Annotated in this window: 15 protein-coding genes; 7 read left to right on the top strand and 8 right to left on the bottom strand. The window is 74.0% G+C overall.

Annotation, left to right across the window (positions count from 1 at the left end):
- Positions 1-3 precede the first annotated feature (3 nt).
- On the top strand, positions 4-2,286 hold the full coding sequence (gene glgB, locus ACFY8W_RS21630; RefSeq protein ID WP_391107502.1) for a 1,4-alpha-glucan branching enzyme: 2,283 nt from the start codon (positions 4-6) through the stop codon (positions 2,284-2,286).
- Here the strand turns inward: glgB and ACFY8W_RS21625 are convergent.
- Complete coding sequence (locus ACFY8W_RS21625; protein WP_391107499.1) at positions 2,273-4,513, bottom strand: UvrD-helicase domain-containing protein; 2,241 nt, start codon at positions 4,511-4,513, stop codon at positions 2,273-2,275. The genes glgB and ACFY8W_RS21625 overlap by 14 nt on opposite strands.
- 369 nt (positions 4,514-4,882) lie before the next feature.
- Here ACFY8W_RS21625 and thrS point away from each other — a divergent pair, with 369 nt between their 5' ends.
- Entirely contained in the window at positions 4,883-6,118 is a 1,236-nt protein-coding gene (thrS, locus tag ACFY8W_RS21620) for a threonine--tRNA ligase (RefSeq protein ID WP_391107496.1), read from the top strand.
- Here the strand turns inward: thrS and ACFY8W_RS21615 are convergent.
- From ACFY8W_RS21615 to ACFY8W_RS21595, 5 genes are read right to left on the bottom strand one after another with little or no spacing between them, the layout of a single operon-like run.
- Positions 6,115-7,074: a nucleotidyl transferase AbiEii/AbiGii toxin family protein gene (locus tag ACFY8W_RS21615; protein WP_391107493.1), complete on the bottom strand. Its 960-nt coding sequence runs from the start codon at positions 7,072-7,074 to the stop codon at positions 6,115-6,117. The genes thrS and ACFY8W_RS21615 overlap by 4 nt on opposite strands.
- The gene (locus tag ACFY8W_RS21610) at positions 7,071-7,661 is read right to left on the bottom strand and encodes a hypothetical protein (protein WP_391107490.1); all 591 of its coding nucleotides are present in this window, start codon (positions 7,659-7,661) and stop codon (positions 7,071-7,073) included. Before ACFY8W_RS21610 ends, ACFY8W_RS21615 begins: the two co-directional genes overlap by 4 nt.
- A 49-nt stretch (positions 7,662-7,710) precedes the next feature.
- Complete coding sequence (gene trxA, locus ACFY8W_RS21605; protein WP_391107487.1) at positions 7,711-8,043, bottom strand: thioredoxin; 333 nt, start codon at positions 8,041-8,043, stop codon at positions 7,711-7,713.
- Entirely contained in the window at positions 8,040-8,471 is a 432-nt protein-coding gene (locus ACFY8W_RS21600) for a MerR family transcriptional regulator (protein ID WP_391107484.1), read from the bottom strand. Before ACFY8W_RS21600 ends, trxA begins: the two co-directional genes overlap by 4 nt.
- A 56-nt stretch (positions 8,472-8,527) precedes the next feature.
- Positions 8,528-9,049: an AsnC family transcriptional regulator gene (locus ACFY8W_RS21595; protein WP_391107482.1), complete on the bottom strand. Its 522-nt coding sequence runs from the start codon at positions 9,047-9,049 to the stop codon at positions 8,528-8,530.
- A 44-nt stretch (positions 9,050-9,093) separates the two neighbouring features.
- Between ACFY8W_RS21595 and ACFY8W_RS21590 the strand changes: the two genes are divergently transcribed.
- Together ACFY8W_RS21590 and ACFY8W_RS21585 are read left to right on the top strand one after the other, a co-directional pair.
- Positions 9,094-10,035: an NAD-dependent epimerase/dehydratase family protein gene (locus ACFY8W_RS21590; RefSeq protein ID WP_391107480.1), complete on the top strand. Its 942-nt coding sequence runs from the start codon at positions 9,094-9,096 to the stop codon at positions 10,033-10,035.
- Positions 10,035-10,925 (top strand): aldo/keto reductase, encoded by an 891-nt coding sequence (locus tag ACFY8W_RS21585; protein WP_391107477.1) that lies wholly within the window; start codon positions 10,035-10,037, stop codon positions 10,923-10,925. The genes ACFY8W_RS21590 and ACFY8W_RS21585 overlap by 1 nt, the downstream gene beginning before the upstream one ends.
- 269 nt (positions 10,926-11,194) lie before the next feature.
- Here the strand turns inward: ACFY8W_RS21585 and ACFY8W_RS21580 are convergent, their stop codons facing one another.
- On the bottom strand, positions 11,195-12,610 hold the full coding sequence (locus tag ACFY8W_RS21580; RefSeq protein WP_391107474.1) for a cation:dicarboxylate symporter family transporter: 1,416 nt from the start codon (positions 12,608-12,610) through the stop codon (positions 11,195-11,197).
- Between the two features lie 247 nt (positions 12,611-12,857).
- On the opposite strand from ACFY8W_RS21580, the gene ACFY8W_RS21575 reads away from it, so the two are divergent.
- The 3 genes from ACFY8W_RS21575 (at position 12,858) to ACFY8W_RS21565 (ending at position 16,121) form a co-directional block, all read left to right on the top strand.
- Positions 12,858-14,645 (top strand): ATP-binding protein, encoded by a 1,788-nt coding sequence (locus ACFY8W_RS21575; RefSeq protein WP_391107471.1) that lies wholly within the window; start codon positions 12,858-12,860, stop codon positions 14,643-14,645.
- On the top strand, positions 14,642-15,349 hold the full coding sequence (locus ACFY8W_RS21570; protein ID WP_391107468.1) for a response regulator: 708 nt from the start codon (positions 14,642-14,644) through the stop codon (positions 15,347-15,349). Before ACFY8W_RS21575 ends, ACFY8W_RS21570 begins: the two co-directional genes overlap by 4 nt.
- Before the next feature lie 163 nt (positions 15,350-15,512).
- Complete coding sequence (locus ACFY8W_RS21565) at positions 15,513-16,121, top strand: helix-turn-helix domain-containing protein (RefSeq protein WP_391108267.1); 609 nt, start codon at positions 15,513-15,515, stop codon at positions 16,119-16,121.
- A gap of 76 nt (positions 16,122-16,197) precedes the next feature.
- Here the strand turns inward: ACFY8W_RS21565 and ACFY8W_RS21560 are convergent, their stop codons facing one another.
- Positions 16,198-17,298 (bottom strand): helix-turn-helix domain-containing protein, encoded by a 1,101-nt coding sequence (locus ACFY8W_RS21560; RefSeq protein ID WP_391107466.1) that lies wholly within the window; start codon positions 17,296-17,298, stop codon positions 16,198-16,200.
- Between the last annotated feature and the right edge of the window lie 72 nt (positions 17,299-17,370).

Genomic DNA, 17,370 nt, shown 5'->3' with positions numbered 1-17,370 from the left:
CCCGTGACCGCCCGATCCGCAGGCAGGACAGCCCGCAAGCCGAAGACGCCCGCTCCCCGGGCGGAGGCCACGCCGGACCGGGCCGCCGTGCGCCAGGCGCCCCCGCTCGACCCGGGCGACCGGGCCCGGCTGCTCGCCGGCGAGCACCACGACCCGCACGGGCTGCTCGGCGCGCACCCGGTGAAGGGCGGGATCGCCGTACGGGTGCTGCGCCCGTGGGCGAAGGAGGTCGCCGTGCTGCTCCCCAGGGGGCGGCGCGTCGAGCTCCACGACGAGGGCGACGGCATCTTCTCCGCCCTCGTCCCGCTGCTGCGCAAGGTTCCCGCGTACGAGCTCCGCGTCCGCTACGACGGTGACGAGCTGGCCGTCGACGACCCGTACCGCTTCCTGCCCGCCCTCGGCGAGCTCGACCTGCACCTGATCGGCGAGGGCCGCCACGAGGAGCTGTGGACGGCGCTCGGGGCCCGGGTCATGACCCACCAGGGAGTGGCCGGCACCCGGTTCACCGTGTGGGCGCCGAACGCCCGCGGCGTCCGCGTCACCGGCGACTGGACGTACTGGGACGGCAGCGCGCTGCCGATGCGCTCGCTCGGCTCGACCGGCGTGTGGGAGCTGTTCGTGCCGGGCATCGGCGAGGGCGCGGTCTACAAGTTCGACATCGCCCGCCCGGACGGCTCGCACACGCTGCGCGCCGACCCGATGGCCCGGCGCACCGAGTGCCCGCCGAACACCGCCTCCGTCGTCACCGCCGACCACCACGTGTGGCAGGACGCGGAGTGGATGGCCCGGCGCGGCGCGCGCCCGCACCACGAGGCGCCGCTGTCCGTGTACGAGGTCCACCTGCCGTCCTGGCGGCCGGGCCTGACGTACCGCCAGCTCGCCGAGCAGCTGCCGGCGTACGTGAGCGATCTCGGCTTCACGCACGTGGAGTTCATGGCCGTCGCCGAGCACCCCTTCCACGGCTCGTGGGGCTACCAGGTCACCGGCTTCTACGCGCCGACGGCCCGCCTGGGCACGCCGGACGACTTCCGCTTCCTGGTGGACGCTCTGCACCGGGCCGGGATCGGCGTCCTGATGGACTGGGTGCCGGCGCACTTCCCGCGCGACGACTGGGCGCTCGCCGAGTTCGACGGGCGCCCGCTGTACGAGCACGAGGACCCGCGCCGCTCGGCCCACCCGGACTGGGGCACGCTCGAGTTCGACTACGGCCGCAAGGAGGTGCGGAACTTCCTCGTCGCCAACGCCGTGTACTGGTGCGAGCAGTTCCACCTCGACGGCCTGCGGGTGGACGCGGTCGCGTCGATGCTCTACCTGGACTACTCGCGCGAGGGCGGCGAGTGGCTGCCGAACGAGTTCGGCGGCCGGGAGAACCTGGACGCGGTGGCCTTCCTCCAGGAGATGAACGCCACCGTGTACAAGCGCTGCCCCGGCGTGATCACCTTCGCCGAGGAGTCGACCGCCTGGGACGGGGTGACCCGGCCGACCGACCAGGTGGGCCCGGGCGGCTTCGGCGGGCTCGGCTTCGGCATGAAGTGGAACATGGGCTGGATGCACGACTCCCTCGGCTACGTCGCCAAGGACCCGGTGCACCGCAAGTACCACCACCACGAGATGACCTTCTCGATGGTGTACGCGTACAGCGAGAACTACATCCTGCCGATCTCCCACGACGAGGTCGTCCACGGCAAGCAGGCCCTGGTGTCGAAGATGCCGGGCGACTGGTGGCAGCGGCGCGCCAACCACCGCGCCTACCTGGGCTTCATGTGGGCCCACCCGGGCAAGCAACTGCTGTTCATGGGACAGGAGTTCGCCCAGGGCGCCGAGTGGTCGGCGGACCACGGCCCCGAGTGGTGGCTGATGGACGAGACGTACCACTCGGCCGGTGACCACCGGGGCGTGCGCGACCTGGTGCGCGACCTGAACACGGTCTACACGGCGACGCCGTCGCTGTGGGAGCGGGACACCTCGCCGGAGGGCTTCCAGTGGATCGCGGGCGACGCGGCGGAGGACAACGTCTTCGCGTTCCTGCGCTTCGACGCGATCGGTTCGCCGCTGCTCGCGGTGTGCAACTTCTCGCCGGTGGTGCGGCACGACTACCGGCTCGGGGTGCCGGACACCTTCGCGGCCTGGTCGGAGGTGCTGAACACGGACGCGGTGCGGTACGGCGGCGGTGGCGTGGTGGGCACCGACCCGGTGAAGACCGAGTCGGTGCCGTGGCACGGCCGGGCGGCGAGCGTGCGGATGACGCTGCCGCCGCTGGCGACGGTGTGGCTCAGGCCCGCCTGATCACGCCCAGGCGCTGGGTGGCCCGGGTCAGCGCCACGTACAGGTCGTTGGTGCCGTGCGTGGCGCCGGCCCGGATGCCGTCCGGGTCGACGACGAGGACCGTGTCGAACTCGAGACCCTTGGCCTGGCGCGGGTCGAGCAGGACGAGCGGCCGGGTCAGGTCGGGCTTCGGCCCGTGGGAGGCGTCGGGCAGTGCGGCGATCAGCTCCGGGTGCAGGGGCTCCGGCGCGATGACGGCGAGCCGGCCCTCGGGCCGCAGCTCCGCCGCCACCGCGTCGGCTGCCTCCTTCACCGGGTCCTCGACCGTCCGGTCCCAGGGCGCCACGCCGGTGGAGCGGACGGAGCTCGGCGGCTCGAACTCCGGGTCGGCCTCGCGGCGCACCTCCGCGGCGACGGCCATGATCTCGGCCGGGGTGCGGTAGTTGACGCCGAGCCTGACCAGCTCCCAGCGGTCCGCGACGTACGGCGCGAGGATCGCGTCCCACGCGCCGACGCCGGCCGGGTCACCGGTCTGCGCCGGGTCGCCGACCAGGGTCATGGAGCGGGTGGGGCTGCGGCGCATGAGGAGCCGCCACAGCATCGCGGAGAGTTCCTGGGCCTCGTCGACGATGATGTGGCCGAAGGCCCAGGTGCGGTCGGCGGCGGCGCGTTCGGCGGCGCTGCGGTGGTCGGCCTCCTCGTGCCGTTCGGCGAAGCGCTCGGCGTCGATGATGTCGTGCGCGGACAGCACCTCGGAGGCGTCCTTGTCGAGCTCCTCCTTGTCCTCGAACTCGTAGGTGCGGGAGGCGTACGACACGTCGAGGACGCCCTGCGCGTACTGGATCTGCTTCTGCCGCTCGGCCTCCTCGGCGGCGCGGGCGGCGGAGTCGTCCTCGCCGAGCAGCTCGGCGGCCTCGTCGAGCAGCGGCACGTCGCCGGCCGTCCAGGCCCCGCCCACGGGCCGCCGGATGGCCGCCAGGTCCTCCTCGTCGTCGAGGTGGGTGGGCTCGGCGAGGTAGTCGGCGAGGAAGTCCTGCGGGGTGAGCGGCGGCCAGAGGGTGTCGAGGGCGGCGTGCACCTCGGGGTTGGCGGCGACGCCCTTGGCGAGGAGGGCGCGGTCGTCGGGGCCGAGGAAGTTGGGGCCGCCGTAGGGGTCGGCGCCGATGCGGTCGGCGAGCTGCTCGGCGAGCGCGTCGAGGATCGCGAAGACGAAGTAGGGGCGGGCCAGGTTGTGCGGCAGGAAGGTCTCGCGGGCCTTGTGGCGGGCCTCCAGGGCCATGTCCCAGTCGATGACCAGGTCGCCGTCCTCGTGCGGGACGATCAGCGGCTCGCCGCGCTCGGGCACCTGCTGCCGGTCGCGTACGGCGGCGGCCAGGGCCCCGGCCATCCTCAGCGAGCCCTTGACGGCGGCGGCGCGGGGCGAGTCCGTGGCGGTGGCGCGGACACCGGGGAAGAGCTCGCCGGGAGTGGCGAGCAGGACGCCGGTCTCGCCGAGGGAGGGCAGGACGTTGCCGATGTAGCCGAGGAAGGCGGGGTTGGGGCCGACGATGAGCACGGCGCGCTTGGCGAGCTGCTCGCGGTGCGCGTAGAGGAGATAGGCGGCGCGGTGCAGGGCGACGGCGGTCTTGCCGGTGCCGGGCCCGCCCTCGACCACGAGGACACCGCGGTGCGGGGAGCGGATGATGGCGTCCTGCTCGGCCTGGATGGTCTGCACGATGTCGTGCATGCGGCCGGTGCGGGCGGCGTCGAGCGCGGCGAGCAGCACCTCGTCGGCGTCGCGGTTCTCGTGGCCGGTGCGGGTGGAGTCGTGGAGGTCGAGCACCTCGTCGTGGAGCGAGACGACGTCGCGGCCCTTGGTGGTGATGTGCCGGCGGCGGCGGAGCCCCATGGGCTCGTACCCGGTGGCGAGGTAGAAGGGCCGGGCGACGTCGGCGCGCCAGTCGACGACGAGGGGCGTGCGGTGGGCGTCGTCCTCGCGGATGCCGATCCGCCCGATGTGGTGGTCGCGCCCGTCCTGGAAGACGAGCCGCCCGAAGCAGAGGCCGCTCTCGCCCGCGTTCAGGGCGGCGAGCAGCCCGGACTGCTCGGCGACGAGCACGTCGCGCTCGAGCCGCGCCTGGGCGTTGCCCGCACCGGGCGTGCCGAGCGCCGCCGCGACACCGGCCTCGGCCTGGTCCCTCAGGTCGTCGAGTCGCGCGTAAAGCTCGGTGATGAATTTCTGCTCGTTCCGAAATTCTTCGGTTGACAATTCGACTCCCGGCGCGATACAGTGCGTTTAGTGAAGTGCTCCGTATTACTGGTGTGCCCAGACACGGAATTCACCAATATACGTGGACCATCACCCCGGCTGTCAATTCTAGTCCGGGGTGTTTTTGCGTCCCGACGACGAATGGCACGTCTCCCTCGGCCGCGGCCCGCGCCGGCGAATAACCGGCTGCGCGGGCGCCCGGGGCCCTGCTAGCGTCCGGGGCATGAAGCGCGCTGCCGATCTCACGACGACGCCGGAGAGTGTCCCGGCGCGCTGACAGCTGTCTTTGTCCGAAGCCCCGGGGCGAGTGCCCCGGGGCTTCGTCGTGCCGGCCGGGGACCCGCTCCCCCACCGAAACGAGGAACGACCATGAGCGAGTCCCGGAACGCCGTCGATCACCGCAGGCTGGGCCGTGAACTGGAACTGTTCGACACCGATCCGCTGATCGGGGCCGGACTGCCGTACTGGCTGCCCGACGGGGCCGCCGTACGGCACGCGCTCGAGGAGTACGTACGGGAGGCCGAACGGCGGGCCGGGTACCGGCACGTGTACTCGCCCGTGCTCGGGAAACGGGAGCTGTACGAGGCCTCCGGGCACTGGGAGCACTACAGCGACGACATGTTCCCGCCGATGGACGTCGGCGGGGAGCAGTTCGTCATGCGGCCGAGCCTCTGCCCGCACCATGCCGTCATCTTCCGCTCCCGCGCGCGAAGCTATCGGGAACTCCCATTGAGGATGGCCGAGTTGGGCGGGATGTTCCGGTCGGAGCTGTCCGGCGTCCTCGGCGGGCTCACCCGGGTGCGGGCCATCCAGCTGAACGACGCCCACATCTTCTGCACCCTCGGCCAGGTCGCCGAGGAGGCCGCCGGAGCCCTGGGGCTGATCCGTGAGGCGCACGCCGCCATGGGGATCGTCCCGGTCGGGTACCGGCTCTCGCTGCCCGGACCCGGCGGCAAGTACGTCGCCGCGCCCGAGAAGTGGGAGCGGTCGATCGCCCTGCTGCGGGAGGTGCTCGACGCCTCCGGGCTCGACTACGAGGAGGCCGAGGGCGAGGCCGCGTTCTACGGGCCCAAGATCGACGTGCAGGTCGCCGACCCGGCCGGCCGCGAGTCGACCCTCTCCACCGTGCAGGTCGACTTCCACCAGCCCGAGCGGTTCGACCTCCGGTACATCGGCCCCGACGGCGCCAGGCACCGCCCCGTGATGATCCACCGATCCGTGATCGGCAGCGTGGAGCGCGCCGTCGCCCACCTCGTCGAGCGGCACGCCGGGGCCTTCCCCGCCTGGCTCGCCCCGGTCCAGATCGCCGTGCTGCCCGTCTCCGACGACGAACACCCCGCCGCCGTCCGCCTCGCGGCCCGCGCCGCGGAACTCGGCCTGCGCGCCGAGGTCGTGGGCCACGAGCAGGGCAGCCTCGGCGCCCGCGTCCGCGCGGCCCGGCTGGTCCCGTACCAGGCCGTCGTCGGCGCGAAGGAGGCTGCCGACGACCGGGTGTCCGTACGGCTGCGGGACGGGCGGCGGCTCGACCCGATGCCTGCCGGGGAACTCCTCGACCGGGTGCGGGGGTTGGTGGAGGGCCACTCCACCGCGCTGTGGGCCGGTTAGGGTGCCTCGAAGAGCGGGGCCAGAACCGTGAGGAGGCGGCGGCCGAGCTCGCGTCGCGCCTCCGCGGTGGCCGCGTGCGGGTCGTCGAAGCCGTCCCAGTCGACCTCGCCGAGCACGGCCTCGAACATCCGCAGGCTCAGCGGCTCGTCGTAGTACCCCGGCCACTCGTCCGCCTCTCGCAGCAGCCGCTCCACGAGCGCGAGGGGCGGCGGGCAGCTCTCGGCGAGGAGCACCGCGTCGTACAGGTCCTTGCCCTGCGGGTACATGTCGCTGAGCAGCCACATGAGCTTCCAGGCGAGGGAGAGTCCGCGGCTCGCGGCCATGACGCCCACGCCCGCGACCTGGGCCGGCTCGGCGGGCAGCGGAAGCGGCTCGTCGAAGACGAAGTCCAGCTGGACCTGGCCGCCGGGCAGGCCGGGCGCCGTCCACGGGATCACCAGGCGGTGGCCGGGCACCCGCTCGTACGTCCAGATCCGCTCCGTCACCGCCCCGGCCGCGGAGAGCTCGACCTCCGCCCCCACCGCGCGCGCGTGCCGCTCGGCCGCCCCGGCGATGCCGTCGAGCATGGCGCGGGTGCGCGGCTCCTCGATGCGCCAGGTGTCGGGGACCACGACGAAGTCGATGTCCTTGGGCGAGCGGGCGGCCTCGCCGAACCACGCCGACATCAGCATGCTGCCGCGCAGCACCAGGGAGTCCGCCCACGGCGAGCCGGCGACCGCCGCGAGGACCAGGCCGAGGGCCGAGCGGCGCGCGGTCTGCCAGCGGGCGCGCAGCTCCGGGTCCCCGACCACGGTGTCGCTGGGGGCGAAGGCCCGGTCGAACTGCTTGAGGGCCGGGTCGAAGGCGCCGTGGCGGGCCGCCGCGGCGCCGATCCCGGCGGTCAGGGTGCGGGGCACCTGGTCCCGGTAGCGCAGGTAGTCGGCGTCGGGCGACGGCTGCCCGGTCGTCTCGGTCACTGGGTTTCCTCCCGTACGTTGTCGTCCAGCCAGCCCTCGTCGAGCGACACGTCGCTGTCGGAGAGGACGAACTCCCGTTCCTCCGCGACCACCTCGTGCCCGGCCGCGACCAGCGCCGCGACCAGTCCGTCGCAGGCCAGGCCCGCCGCGGCCGCCGGTCCCGGGTGGCGCTGGGTCACGAAACGCTCGTGCCGTCCTCCCGGGCCCGGGAGGACCCGGCGGGCGTTCCACGAGACGTGCGCACCGTGCGGCACGACGAGCGCTTCGAGCGCGTCCCGGTCGTAGGCGGCGGGCAGCGCCAGCTTGAGGTGGTGCTCGTAGTAGCCGCCGCCCGGCCCCGCGGGCTCCGTGCTCCACGGCACCGTCTCGACCTTGACCCGCACCGGATCGAACCCGGCTGCCCGCAGCCCCGCCACGACCTCCGGGTGACCGGTGCGGTCGGGCAGCGTCAGCATCGGCTGGACGGGCGTCCGCCCGCGGGCCAGGACGATGGTGGTGAGCTTCAGGCCCCGGGCCGCGGCCCAGGCGGCGAGCCCGTCCCGCTCCGCCTCGGTCCGGCACCGGACCGTCACATGCGTCTCGTACACCGGATCGATTCTGGCAGAACGGCCGGGCCGGCTCACCTGGGTTATCGGGTCATCGCAGGTCCGACAGTTCCTCCAGGAGCCGGCGCTTCGGACGGGCGCCGACCATCGACCGCACGGGCTCGCCGGCCCGGAACACCATCAGGGTCGGCATCGAGAGGACGCCGTACCGGGTGACGGTCTCCGGGTTGGTGTCCGCGTCGATCTGGACGACCTTCAGCCGGCCGGCCTCCTCCTCCGCGACCGCGCTCAGCACCGGTGCCAGCTGACGGCACGGGCCGCACCAGTCCGCCGTGAACTCCACGAGGACCGGCAGGTCCGCGCCGAGCACCTCCGTCTCGAAGTCGGCGTCGGTGACCTCGGCCACGCCCTTCGCTGCGATCATCTTTCCCGCCCTCCCGTGTGGATCCGCTCGTCATGTCCCGCTTCGAGTTCGCACCGCGGCTCGGGGCCTCCGGCCAGCTCCGCCTCGGCGCGCAGCAGTTGCGCCCCGACCTGGGCGCGCACGCTCTGCAGCTGGTCGATGAGCCCGTCGAGTTCGGCGAGCTTGCGCCGGTAGACGGCGAGGGACGCGGGGCACGCGTCGCCCGACGGGTGGCCGGCCCGCAGACAGTCGACGAACGGCCGTGTCTCCTCCAGCTCGAACCCGAAGTCCTGCAGGGTCCTGATCTGCCGGAGCAGCCGCAGGTCGTCCTCGTCGTAGGTGCGGTAGCCGTTCTCCGTTCGCCGGGCGGTGAGCAGGCCCCGGGACTCGTAGTAGCGCAGAGTCCGCGTGGTCGTGCCCGCCCGCTCGGCAAGCTCGCCGATTCGCATGTCCCCGACCGTAGGCCTTGACGTCCGCGTCAAGGCAAGCGGGACGACCGGCGTTGTCAGGACCCGGGCGGGAGCAGCGGTTTCCGTTCGACCGGCGAGGACAGCACGATCGACGTCGTGGTCCGGCCGAGGGCGGAGGTCTGCTCCAGGACCTCCTCCAGGTGGACGGTGTCGGTCACCGCGACCTTGAGGATCCAGCAGTCCTCGCCCACCACGTGGTGCACCTCGCGCACCTCGGGGCGGGCGATCAGTTCGAGGGTGCGCGGGTGCCTGAGGTTGTAGCCGCCGTGCGGGTTGACGCGGATGAAGGCCTGGATGCCGTAGCCGAGGCGGGCGGGGGCGATCTGCGCGCCGTATCCGGTGATCGCGCCGCAGGCCTCCAGACGGCGGACCCGTTCGGTGACGGCCGCGGGGCTGAGCCGGACGCGGCGGCCGAGTTCGCTGAGCTTGATGCGGCCGTCGCTCTGGAGCAGGTCCAGGATCTGCCGGTCGATGGGGTCGAAGGCGCCCGCCGTCGTTTCGACGGTGGCCGGGCGCGCGGACCGTGGTTCCTTCGGTGTGGCCGCCTGGACTCCCATGTTTCCCCCTTCAGCCGGCGAGCCCACAACGTAACACTTGAGGCATGGAGATTCTGATCATCGGCGGGACCCGCTATTTCGGAAAGCGTCTGATCACGCGGCTGCTCGCCGCGGGACATCGCGTGACGGTTCTCAACCGCGGTTCCTCACCCGCTCCGGAGGGGACGGTTCCGCTGATTGCCGACCGCAATGACGAATCGGCGCTCGAAAAGGTCCTCGCGGGGCGGGATTTCGACGTCGTGATCGACCAGGTCTGCTACACCCCGCGCCAGGCGGACATCGCGCGGCGGGTCTTCGCGGGGCGGACCCGGCGTTATGTGATGACCTCGACGGTGGAGGTGTACGAGTACGAGGACTCCGCCGCCCCGGTCGCCGAGGGCGCCGTGGATCCGGCGACCGTCCCCGTGGACCTCGGACTGCCGTGGGAGGACCCGGAGTTCCTCGACGCGCACTACGGGGAGGGAAAGCGGCAGGCGGAGGCGGTGTTCGCGGCCGGCGGGGAGTTCCCGTGGGCCTCGGTGCGGGTGGCGCACGTCCTCGGCGGCGCGGACGACTTCACCGGCCGGGTCGAGCACTACGCGCGACGGATCGCGGCGGGCGAGCCGATCGCGGTGCCGGCGGCGAACCGGGCGGCGACCTACGTGTACGCGGAGGAGATCGCCGCGTTCCTGGCGTGGGCGGCGGAGGAGGAATTCACCGGGCCGGTGAACGCGCATTCCCACGGCCCGCTGACGACGGCGGACATCTGCGCGGAGATCGAGGAACTGGTGGGCGGCCGTACCGTCTTCCAGGAGGTGGAGGTGGGCGAGGTCTCCCCCTTCTCCTTCGCCCGCTCGTACGCGATGGACAATTCCCGGGCGGAGGGCCTGGGATACCGCTTCTCGCATTCCTCGGAATGGCTGCGGCGGGCGATTTCCGAGACCGTCTCCGGGGCCTGCTCCGGAACGGGTTCCGGGGCCGCGGCGGACGTGGAGGCGGAGGCGTGATGCGGCAGCGCACGCTCGGGGGGACGACCGTCGGCGCGGTCGGGCTCGGCGCCATGCCGCTGTCCATCGAGGGCCATCCCGACGAGGCCCGGGCCCTCGCCACCGTCCACGCCGCCCTGGACTCCGGCGTGACCCTGCTGGACACCGCCGACTCGTACCACCCGCCGGGCGGCCGGACCGGTGCCAACGAACGGCTCGTCGCCCGCGCCCTCGCCACGTACGGCGGCGACCGCGACGCCGTGCTCGTCGCCACCAAGGGCGGGCGCGGGCGGAGCGCCGACGGCGGCTGGACCGTCGACGGCAGGCCCGGGCACCTGCGGCGCGCGGCCGAGGACTCGGCCCGGCGGCTCGGCGGCGACGCGATCGGCCTCTACCAGCTGCACAAGCCGGACCCGGCCGTCCCGTACGCCGAATCCCTGGGCGCGCTAAGGGAGTTGCTGGACGCGGGCACGGTCAGGCTGGCGGGCGTCTCCAACGTGGACCGCGCCCAGATCCTGCTGGCCCGGGAGATCCTGGGCGAACGCCTGGTGTCCGTGCAGAACCGGTACTCGCCGGCGGTCCGCGACAGCGAGCCCGAGCTGCGCCTCTGCGCCGAACTGGGGCTCGCCTTCCTGCCCTGGAGCCCGCTCGGCGGCATCTCCCGCAGCTCCCTCGACGGGAGCTCGGCACAGGAGGCGGACCCGCGCTTCGGCGCCTTCCACCGGGTGGCACGGGCGCGCGGGGTCTCCCCGCAGCGCGTGGCCCTCGCCTGGCTGCTGGACCGCCCGGGCGGCCACGTCCTGCCGATCCCGGGCGCGAGCCGCCCGGAGACCGCCCGCGACTCGGCGCGGGCCGCCGACCTCGTCCTCACGCCCGAGGAGCTGGGGGAGCTGGACGCCGGAGAGCTCTGACGCCGACGGCAGCGGGGCGGTCCCGGTCCCCGCGGAGGCCCCGGACCCCGGCGGCCCACGGGCCGACCGGCTCCGCCGCGGAGGGCGAAGCCGACCAGCGGGAGGTCCGGTCCCCCGCGGAGGCCCCGGACCCCCGCGGCCCACGGGCCGACCGCTCCGCCGCGGAAGGCGAAGCCGACCAGACGAAACGCCCCCGGCGCTCTCGCGCGCTCGGGGGCGTTCCGTGGCCGGGGCCCGGATCCGGCTCAAGACCCGGGACCCGGGGTCTGTCAGACGCCGGCGCGGGCCTTCTCCTCGCCCTCGTCGGCCCGCTGGTCCGGGACGGCGGACGGGTCGCCGTGGCCGTCGTCGACCAGCGTCGTCTCGTCGAAGGGGACGCGGCCGGCCAGGACCTCGGAGACCCGCGCCTTGTCGATCTCCTTGGTCCAGGTGCCGACGAGGACGGTGGCGACGGCGTTGCCCGCGAAGTTGGTGAGGGCGCGGGCCTCGCTCATGAAGCGGTCGATGCCGACGATCAGGCCGACGCCGTCGACCAGTTCGGGACGGTGCGACTGGAGGCCGCCCGCGAGGGTCGCGAGCCCGGCGCCGGTCACGCCCGCCGCGCCCTTCGAGGCGATGATCATGAAGACGAGGAGGGAGATCTGCTCGCCGATCGACAGCGGGTCGCCCATCGCCTCGGCGACGAAGAGCGAGGCCATCGTCAGATAGATGGCGGTGCCGTCGAGGTTGAAGGAGTAGCCGGTCGGGACGGTGATGCCGACCACCGGCTTGGAGACGCCCAGGTGCTCCATCTTCGCGATCAGGCGCGGCAGCGCCGACTCGGACGAGGAGGTGGAGAGGATGAGGAGGAACTCGCGTCCCAGGTACTTCAGGAGCGACAGGATGTTGACGCCCGCGACCAGCCGCAGCAGCGTGCCGAGCACCACGAAGACGAACAGCGCGCAGGTCACGTAGAAGCCGATCATGATGACGGCGAGCGACTTCAGGGCGGCGGCGCCGGTCGCGCCGACGACGGCCGCGATCGCGCCGAACGCGCCGACCGGGGCGACCCACATGATCATCGCGAGGATGCGGAAGACCAGTCGCTGGATGTGTCCGATGCCGCGCAGCACCGGCTCGCCCGCCGAACCCATCGCCTGGAGCGCGAAGCCCGCGAGGAGCGCGACGAGCAGGGTCTGCAGCACCTCGCCCTCGGTGAAGGCGGAGACGAGCGTCTTCGGGATGATGCCGAGGAGGAAGTCGGCGGTGCCCTCGCTCGCGCCCTCCGCCTGCTTGGCGCCGGCCTCGGCGATGTCCTTGGTGAGGTGGAGGCCGGAGCCGGGCTCCAGGATGTTGCCGACGACCAGGCCGATGGCGAGGGCGACGGTCGACATGACCAGGAAGTAGCCGAGGGCGAGGCCGCCGACCGCGCCGACCTTGGCCGCCTTGCGCACCGAACCGACGCCGAGGACGATCGTGCAGAAGATGATCGGCGAGATCATCATCTTGATCAGGTTGACGAAGCCGGTGCCGAGCGGCTTGAGCTCGACGGCGACGCCGGGAGCCACGAAGCCGACGACGATGCCGAGCAGGACGGCGCCGATCACGGCCAGATACAGATAGTGGGTGCGGTCCCGTCTTGCGGCCACGGGGTCCTCCTCGTACTCGGGGTGTCCACGTCCCGGTGGATCCCCGCGACTATCCATCACCCCTGTGACCGGGGTCACGGTTGCGTACGTTTCGTTCACGGGCGGCGGATCGTTTCGTCACGGGCGGCGGACCGGCGGGCGGCCCGTCCGGCCCTCGGCGGGCGCCCCGTCCGGCCCTCGGCGGGCGCCCCGTCCGGCCCTCGGCGGGCGCCCCGTCCGGCCCTCGGCGGGCGTTCGTCTCGGTAGCGGAACGATTCGGGCACGCCGTACGAGCGCGCACATCGCCCCAGGCACACTTGCTCGCATGCGTCTCCCCCTCCCCCGTCCCCGCAGCCTCGCGGGCCAGCTGTTCGCGATGCAGGTCGTGCTCGTGGCCGCCGTCGTCGCCGGGTGCGCCGTCTTCGCGTACGTGACGGACCGCGGCCAGGCGGAGGAGACCGCGCGCCGGCAGTCCACGGCGACCGCGACGGCCGTCGCCGCCTCGCCGGCGGTGGTGGCGGCGGCGCGCGCGGCGGGGACGACGGACCCGACGGCCTCGCTCCAGCCGTACGCGGAGGCGCTGCGGCGAGACGCGGGCGTCAGCTACGTGGTGATCATGGCGCCGGACGGCACCCGCTGGACGCACCCGGAGCCGGCGCAGATCGGCCGGACGTACCTCGGTCACATCGACCGGGCGGTGCGGGGCGAGACCTTTTCCGAGACCCACATGGGCGTGCTCGGCCCTTCGGTGCGCACGGTCGCGCCGGTCTTCGACGACCGGGACGGCGGCCGGGTGATCGCCCTGGTCAGCTCCGGCATCACCATCGAGCGGATCAGCCAGCAGGTACGCGAGCAGGTCACGGCGCTGCTCGGCATGGCGGGCGCGGCGCTGGCGCTCGGCGGGGCGGGCACGTACGTGATCAACGCGCGGCTGCGCCGGCACACCAAGGGCATGAACGCGACCGAGCTGAGCCGGATGCACGACTACCACGAGGCGGCGCTGCACGCGGTGCGCGAGGGCCTGGTGATGCTGGACGGGCAGCGGCGGATCGCACTGATCAACGACGGGGCGCGGGAGCTGCTCGGCCTGGCCGGGGAGGACGTGGTGGGCCGCTCGGCGGCGGAGCTCGGGCTTCCGGCGCCGCTGACGGGGGCGCTGCTGTCCTCCGAGCCGCGGGTGGACGAGCTGCACCTGGCGGACGAGCGGGTCCTGGTCCTCAGCACCCGCCCGGTGGTCGGCGGCGAGCGCCGCGGCACGGTGGTCACCCTGCGGGACCGCACCGAACTCCAGGCACTCTCGGGTGAGTTGGACTCCGAGCGCGGCTTCACGGAGGCGCTGCGCTCACAGGCCCACGAGGCGGCGAACCGGCTGCACACCGTGGTCTCGCTGATCGAACTGGGCCGCGTGGACGAGGCGGTCGGCTTCGCCACGGCCGAACTGGAACTGGCGCAGGCCCTCACCGACCGCGTGGTGACCGCGGTCGGCGAGCCGGTCCTCGCCGCCCTCCTCCTCGGCAAGGCGGCGCAGGCCAACGAACGGGGCGTGGAGCTGGTCCTGACCGAGGACAGCCGCATAGACGACGGCGTCCTGCCGGTGTCCCTGCCGGCCCGCGACCTGGTGACGATCCTCGGCAATCTCGTCGACAACGCGGTCGAGGCGGCGGGCGGCGCGCCGTCCCTCGGCACGCCCGTCCACGGGGAGCCCGCCCACGGCGAGCCGGCCCTCGCGGCGCCTGTCCTCGGCGAGCCGGCCCTCGTGGCGCCGGCGCTCGCGGCGCCGGCCGGGGGCCGGACGCCCGGGTCGCTCGCCGAGCCGCGCTCCGAGGTCGCGGCGCGGGGCGCTCGCGTCACGGTGACCGCGCTGGCCGAGGGCGGGGAACTGCTGCTCCAGGTCGGCGACAGCGGGCCCGGGGTCCGTCCCGAGGACCGGGCCGCCGTGCTCGACCGGGGCTGGTCGACGCGCGGCCCGGGCCGGGGCCTCGGCCTCGCCCTGGTCCAGCAGGCCGTCACCCGCGCCTCCGGCACCCTCACGCTCGCCCGGTCTCCGCTGGGCGGCGCGGAGTTCACCGTACGGGTGCCCCTGGCCCCGGCGCGCGCGGAGGTGGTCGCGTGAGGACGGCGGGCCGGGACATCCGGGTGCTCGTGGTCGAGGACGACCCCGTCGCCGCCGACGCGCACGCCCTGTACGCGGGGCGGGTGCCCGGCTTCACCGTGGTCGGGGTGGCGCACTCGCGCGCGGAGGCGGTGCGGATGCTCGACCGGACGCCGGTGGACCTGCTGCTGCTCGACCTCTACCTGCCGGACGGGCACGGCCTCCAGCTGCTGCGGTCGCTGCGGGCCGCCGGGCACGCGGCGGACGTCATCGCGGTGACCTCGGCGCGGGACCTCGCGATCGTGCGGGAGGGCGTGTCGCTCGGCGTGGTCCAGTACGTCCTCAAGCCCTTCGCCTTCGCGACCCTGCGCGACCGGCTCGTCCGGTACGCGGAGTTCCGCGCGGCGGCCGGTGAGGCCTCGGGCCAGGACGAGGTGGACCGGGCGCTCGCGACGCTGCGCGCGCCGCAGCCGGCGGCGCTGCCGAAGGGACTGAGCGGGCCCACCCTGGAGGCGGTGACCCGGTCGCTGCGTGCCGCGCCCGAGGGGCTCACGGCGGCGGAGGCGGGCGCGGCCGTCGGCATCTCGCGCATCACCGCCCGCCGCTACCTGGAGCACCTGGTCACGGCGGGCCGGGCGGCCCGGGCCCCGCAGTACGGGCAGATCGGCCGCCCCGAGCTCCAGTACCGCTGGCTCGACGCGTCAGGTCGCCCGCCCCGGGCGTGAGGGCGTCCACGGTTACCGAACGGTTCCCACGTTCCTACGACCGGAAGCGTTGGGTGAACGCACCGTAGCCAGGCGTCACCTCCGGCTCTACCGTGGCCGGGTGCACCAACCCTCCCCTCCCTTCAACGCCCTCGCCGCGCGCCGTCTGCGCGAAGGGCTCGGCATGGCCCCCGAGCACGTCGCCTACGGGCTCCGCGCCCAGTACGGCATGTACGTCACCCCCGAGACCGTCGTCGCCTGGGAGCGCGGGCGCGCCGCGCCCGGCCCGCAGGAGCTCGGCGCCCTCGCCGGGGTCCTGTGGTGTTCGCCCGTCGAGCTCCTCGTCGCCGCGACCACCCTGCGCGAGCACCGGATCGCCCGCGGCCTCGCCCCCGAGGACCTGGCCCGCCGCGTGGGCCTGGACCCCGCCGCGTACCTCCGCATGGAGGAGTCGGGCACCTGGCGCGGCAACGAACGGCAGACCGCCGCCCTCGCCGCGACGCTCGGCCTGGACCCGCGCGCCCTGCTCACCGCGACAGGCGGCGACGGGAAGCTCGCCGAGCTGCTGCGCGACGCCGCCACCACCCGCTGGCAGGCTTACGTGAAACCCGTCGTGAAGCTGCTGCCGCTGTCCAAGCAGGCCGTCGAGAACGCGCTGCAGCGACTGCACACCGACTACCACGCCAGGATGGCCGCCACGAGCAGCTGGGGCGCCTCGGGTGCGACGGGCGACGCGGGCCGGGCGTACCTCGACGAGATCACCGAACACTTCTGGGCCGCCGTCGGCCCCTGATCCCCGCCTCGCACGGCCGCGCCGGCCGCCCGGCGGGCTCCCTTCTCCGGACCGGCGCCGATCCGGAAGAGACGGTCTAGATGCGGCGGTCGAAGGAGAACAGCTGGCCCGCGGCGTCCGGAGCACAGGGCGCCTGGGCCAGGCGGGACCACGCGGCCGTGCGGTCGCCGGTGACCGTGACGCAGCTGCCGGAGGTCGCGGAACCGGCCGGCACGATGCGGTAGCCGGTGACCGGGCTGCCGTACGGCTCCAGGGTGAAGCCTTCGACGCGGCTGGGGTCGCCGCACTCGGAGTCCTCGAGCGCGGCGTCGGGTATCCGGCCGCCGGAGGGTATGCCGGAGCAGCCGGGGCCGTAGTCGGGGTGGTCCGAGACGATCCGCCACTCGTCTCCGGGGAGACGTTTCAGCGAGTAGAGCGGCACGTCGGCGCCCGCGCAGTCGCGCTGGTGGATCTGGCCGCTGCGGCTGCCGCGCCGCTCGCCCAGGCAGAGCCCGGAGCCGATCACCCGGATGTGGACCGGGCCCTCGGCGGGAGCGGTGAGCTCCGGGGCCGGGGCCTGGCCGTTCGCCCGGCCGCGCCTCGGGGTGTCCTCGCGTACGAGGGCGATGACGCTGACGGCGGCGAGGACGAGGGCGGCCACGCCGACCGCCCCGACGAGGGCGAGACGCAGCCGGGACCGCGGGTCCGGGGCGGATCCGGCGCCCTCGGGCGGCGGCTCCGCCGCCGGCACGGCCTCGGAGCCGGGCCACACGAGCGGTCCCGCGTCACCCTGGGACACGTCCGCCTCGGGCACATCCGCCTCGGGCAGCTCCCCCTCGGGCCCCTCCGCCTCGGGCACCTCCCCCTCCGGCGACCCCGCAGGCGCCTCGCCCGCCTCCGTCCCGTACGTCCCGCGGGTCGCGAGCTCCTTGCGCACCGCCTCCCAGTCCGCCTCTCCGCCGGGGTCCACGCCGCAGGCGCGCACGAAGGCGGCGAGGAGCTCCTCGCGCGGGAGGGTGGTGCGGGCGAGCATGTTCGCGACGGTCGAGCGGGGCAGCACGTCGCCGAGTGCGGCGGAGCGGGCGGACAGCTCGCGGTAGGTGAGCCCGGACCGGTTCTTCAGCTGCCGCAGCCGCGCGATGAACTCGGCCGGGGTCCGTGCCCCCCTCGGGTCGGGAGCCGTCTCCCCCGTGGTCATGCGCGCCGCTCCCCTCGTCCGGCCGGGCCCGGACCGGTTGGGACATGTCCGGGACAGGCCCAAGCCTTGTTG

It is taken from the genome of Streptomyces sp. NPDC012637 (assembly GCF_042954805.1).
Classification (GTDB): Bacteria; Actinomycetota; Actinomycetes; order Streptomycetales; family Streptomycetaceae; genus Streptomyces.
The sequence above is the reverse complement of the archived record's forward strand: the minus strand, read 5'-3'. Positions and strand labels throughout refer to the sequence as shown.

Bases quoted from the DNA above. Each gene is read 5' to 3' on its own strand.
- thrS (WP_391107496.1), top strand. From the start codon at position 4,883: ATGAGCGAGTCCCGGAACGCCGTCGATCACCGCAGGCTGGGCCGTGAA.
- trxA (WP_391107487.1), bottom strand. From the start codon at position 8,043: ATGATCGCAGCGAAGGGCGTGGCCGAGGTCACCGACGCCGACTTCGAG.
- ACFY8W_RS21600 (WP_391107484.1), bottom strand. From the start codon at position 8,471: ATGCGAATCGGCGAGCTTGCCGAGCGGGCGGGCACGACCACGCGGACT.
- ACFY8W_RS21595 (WP_391107482.1), bottom strand. From the start codon at position 9,049: ATGGGAGTCCAGGCGGCCACACCGAAGGAACCACGGTCCGCGCGCCCG.
- ACFY8W_RS21590 (WP_391107480.1), top strand. From the start codon at position 9,094: ATGGAGATTCTGATCATCGGCGGGACCCGCTATTTCGGAAAGCGTCTG.
- ACFY8W_RS21585 (WP_391107477.1), top strand. From the start codon at position 10,035: ATGCGGCAGCGCACGCTCGGGGGGACGACCGTCGGCGCGGTCGGGCTC.
- ACFY8W_RS21580 (WP_391107474.1), bottom strand. From the start codon at position 12,610: ATGGATAGTCGCGGGGATCCACCGGGACGTGGACACCCCGAGTACGAG.
- ACFY8W_RS21575 (WP_391107471.1), top strand. From the start codon at position 12,858: ATGCGTCTCCCCCTCCCCCGTCCCCGCAGCCTCGCGGGCCAGCTGTTC.
- ACFY8W_RS21565 (WP_391108267.1), top strand. From the start codon at position 15,513: ATGGCCCCCGAGCACGTCGCCTACGGGCTCCGCGCCCAGTACGGCATG.
- ACFY8W_RS21560 (WP_391107466.1), bottom strand. From the start codon at position 17,298: ATGACCACGGGGGAGACGGCTCCCGACCCGAGGGGGGCACGGACCCCG.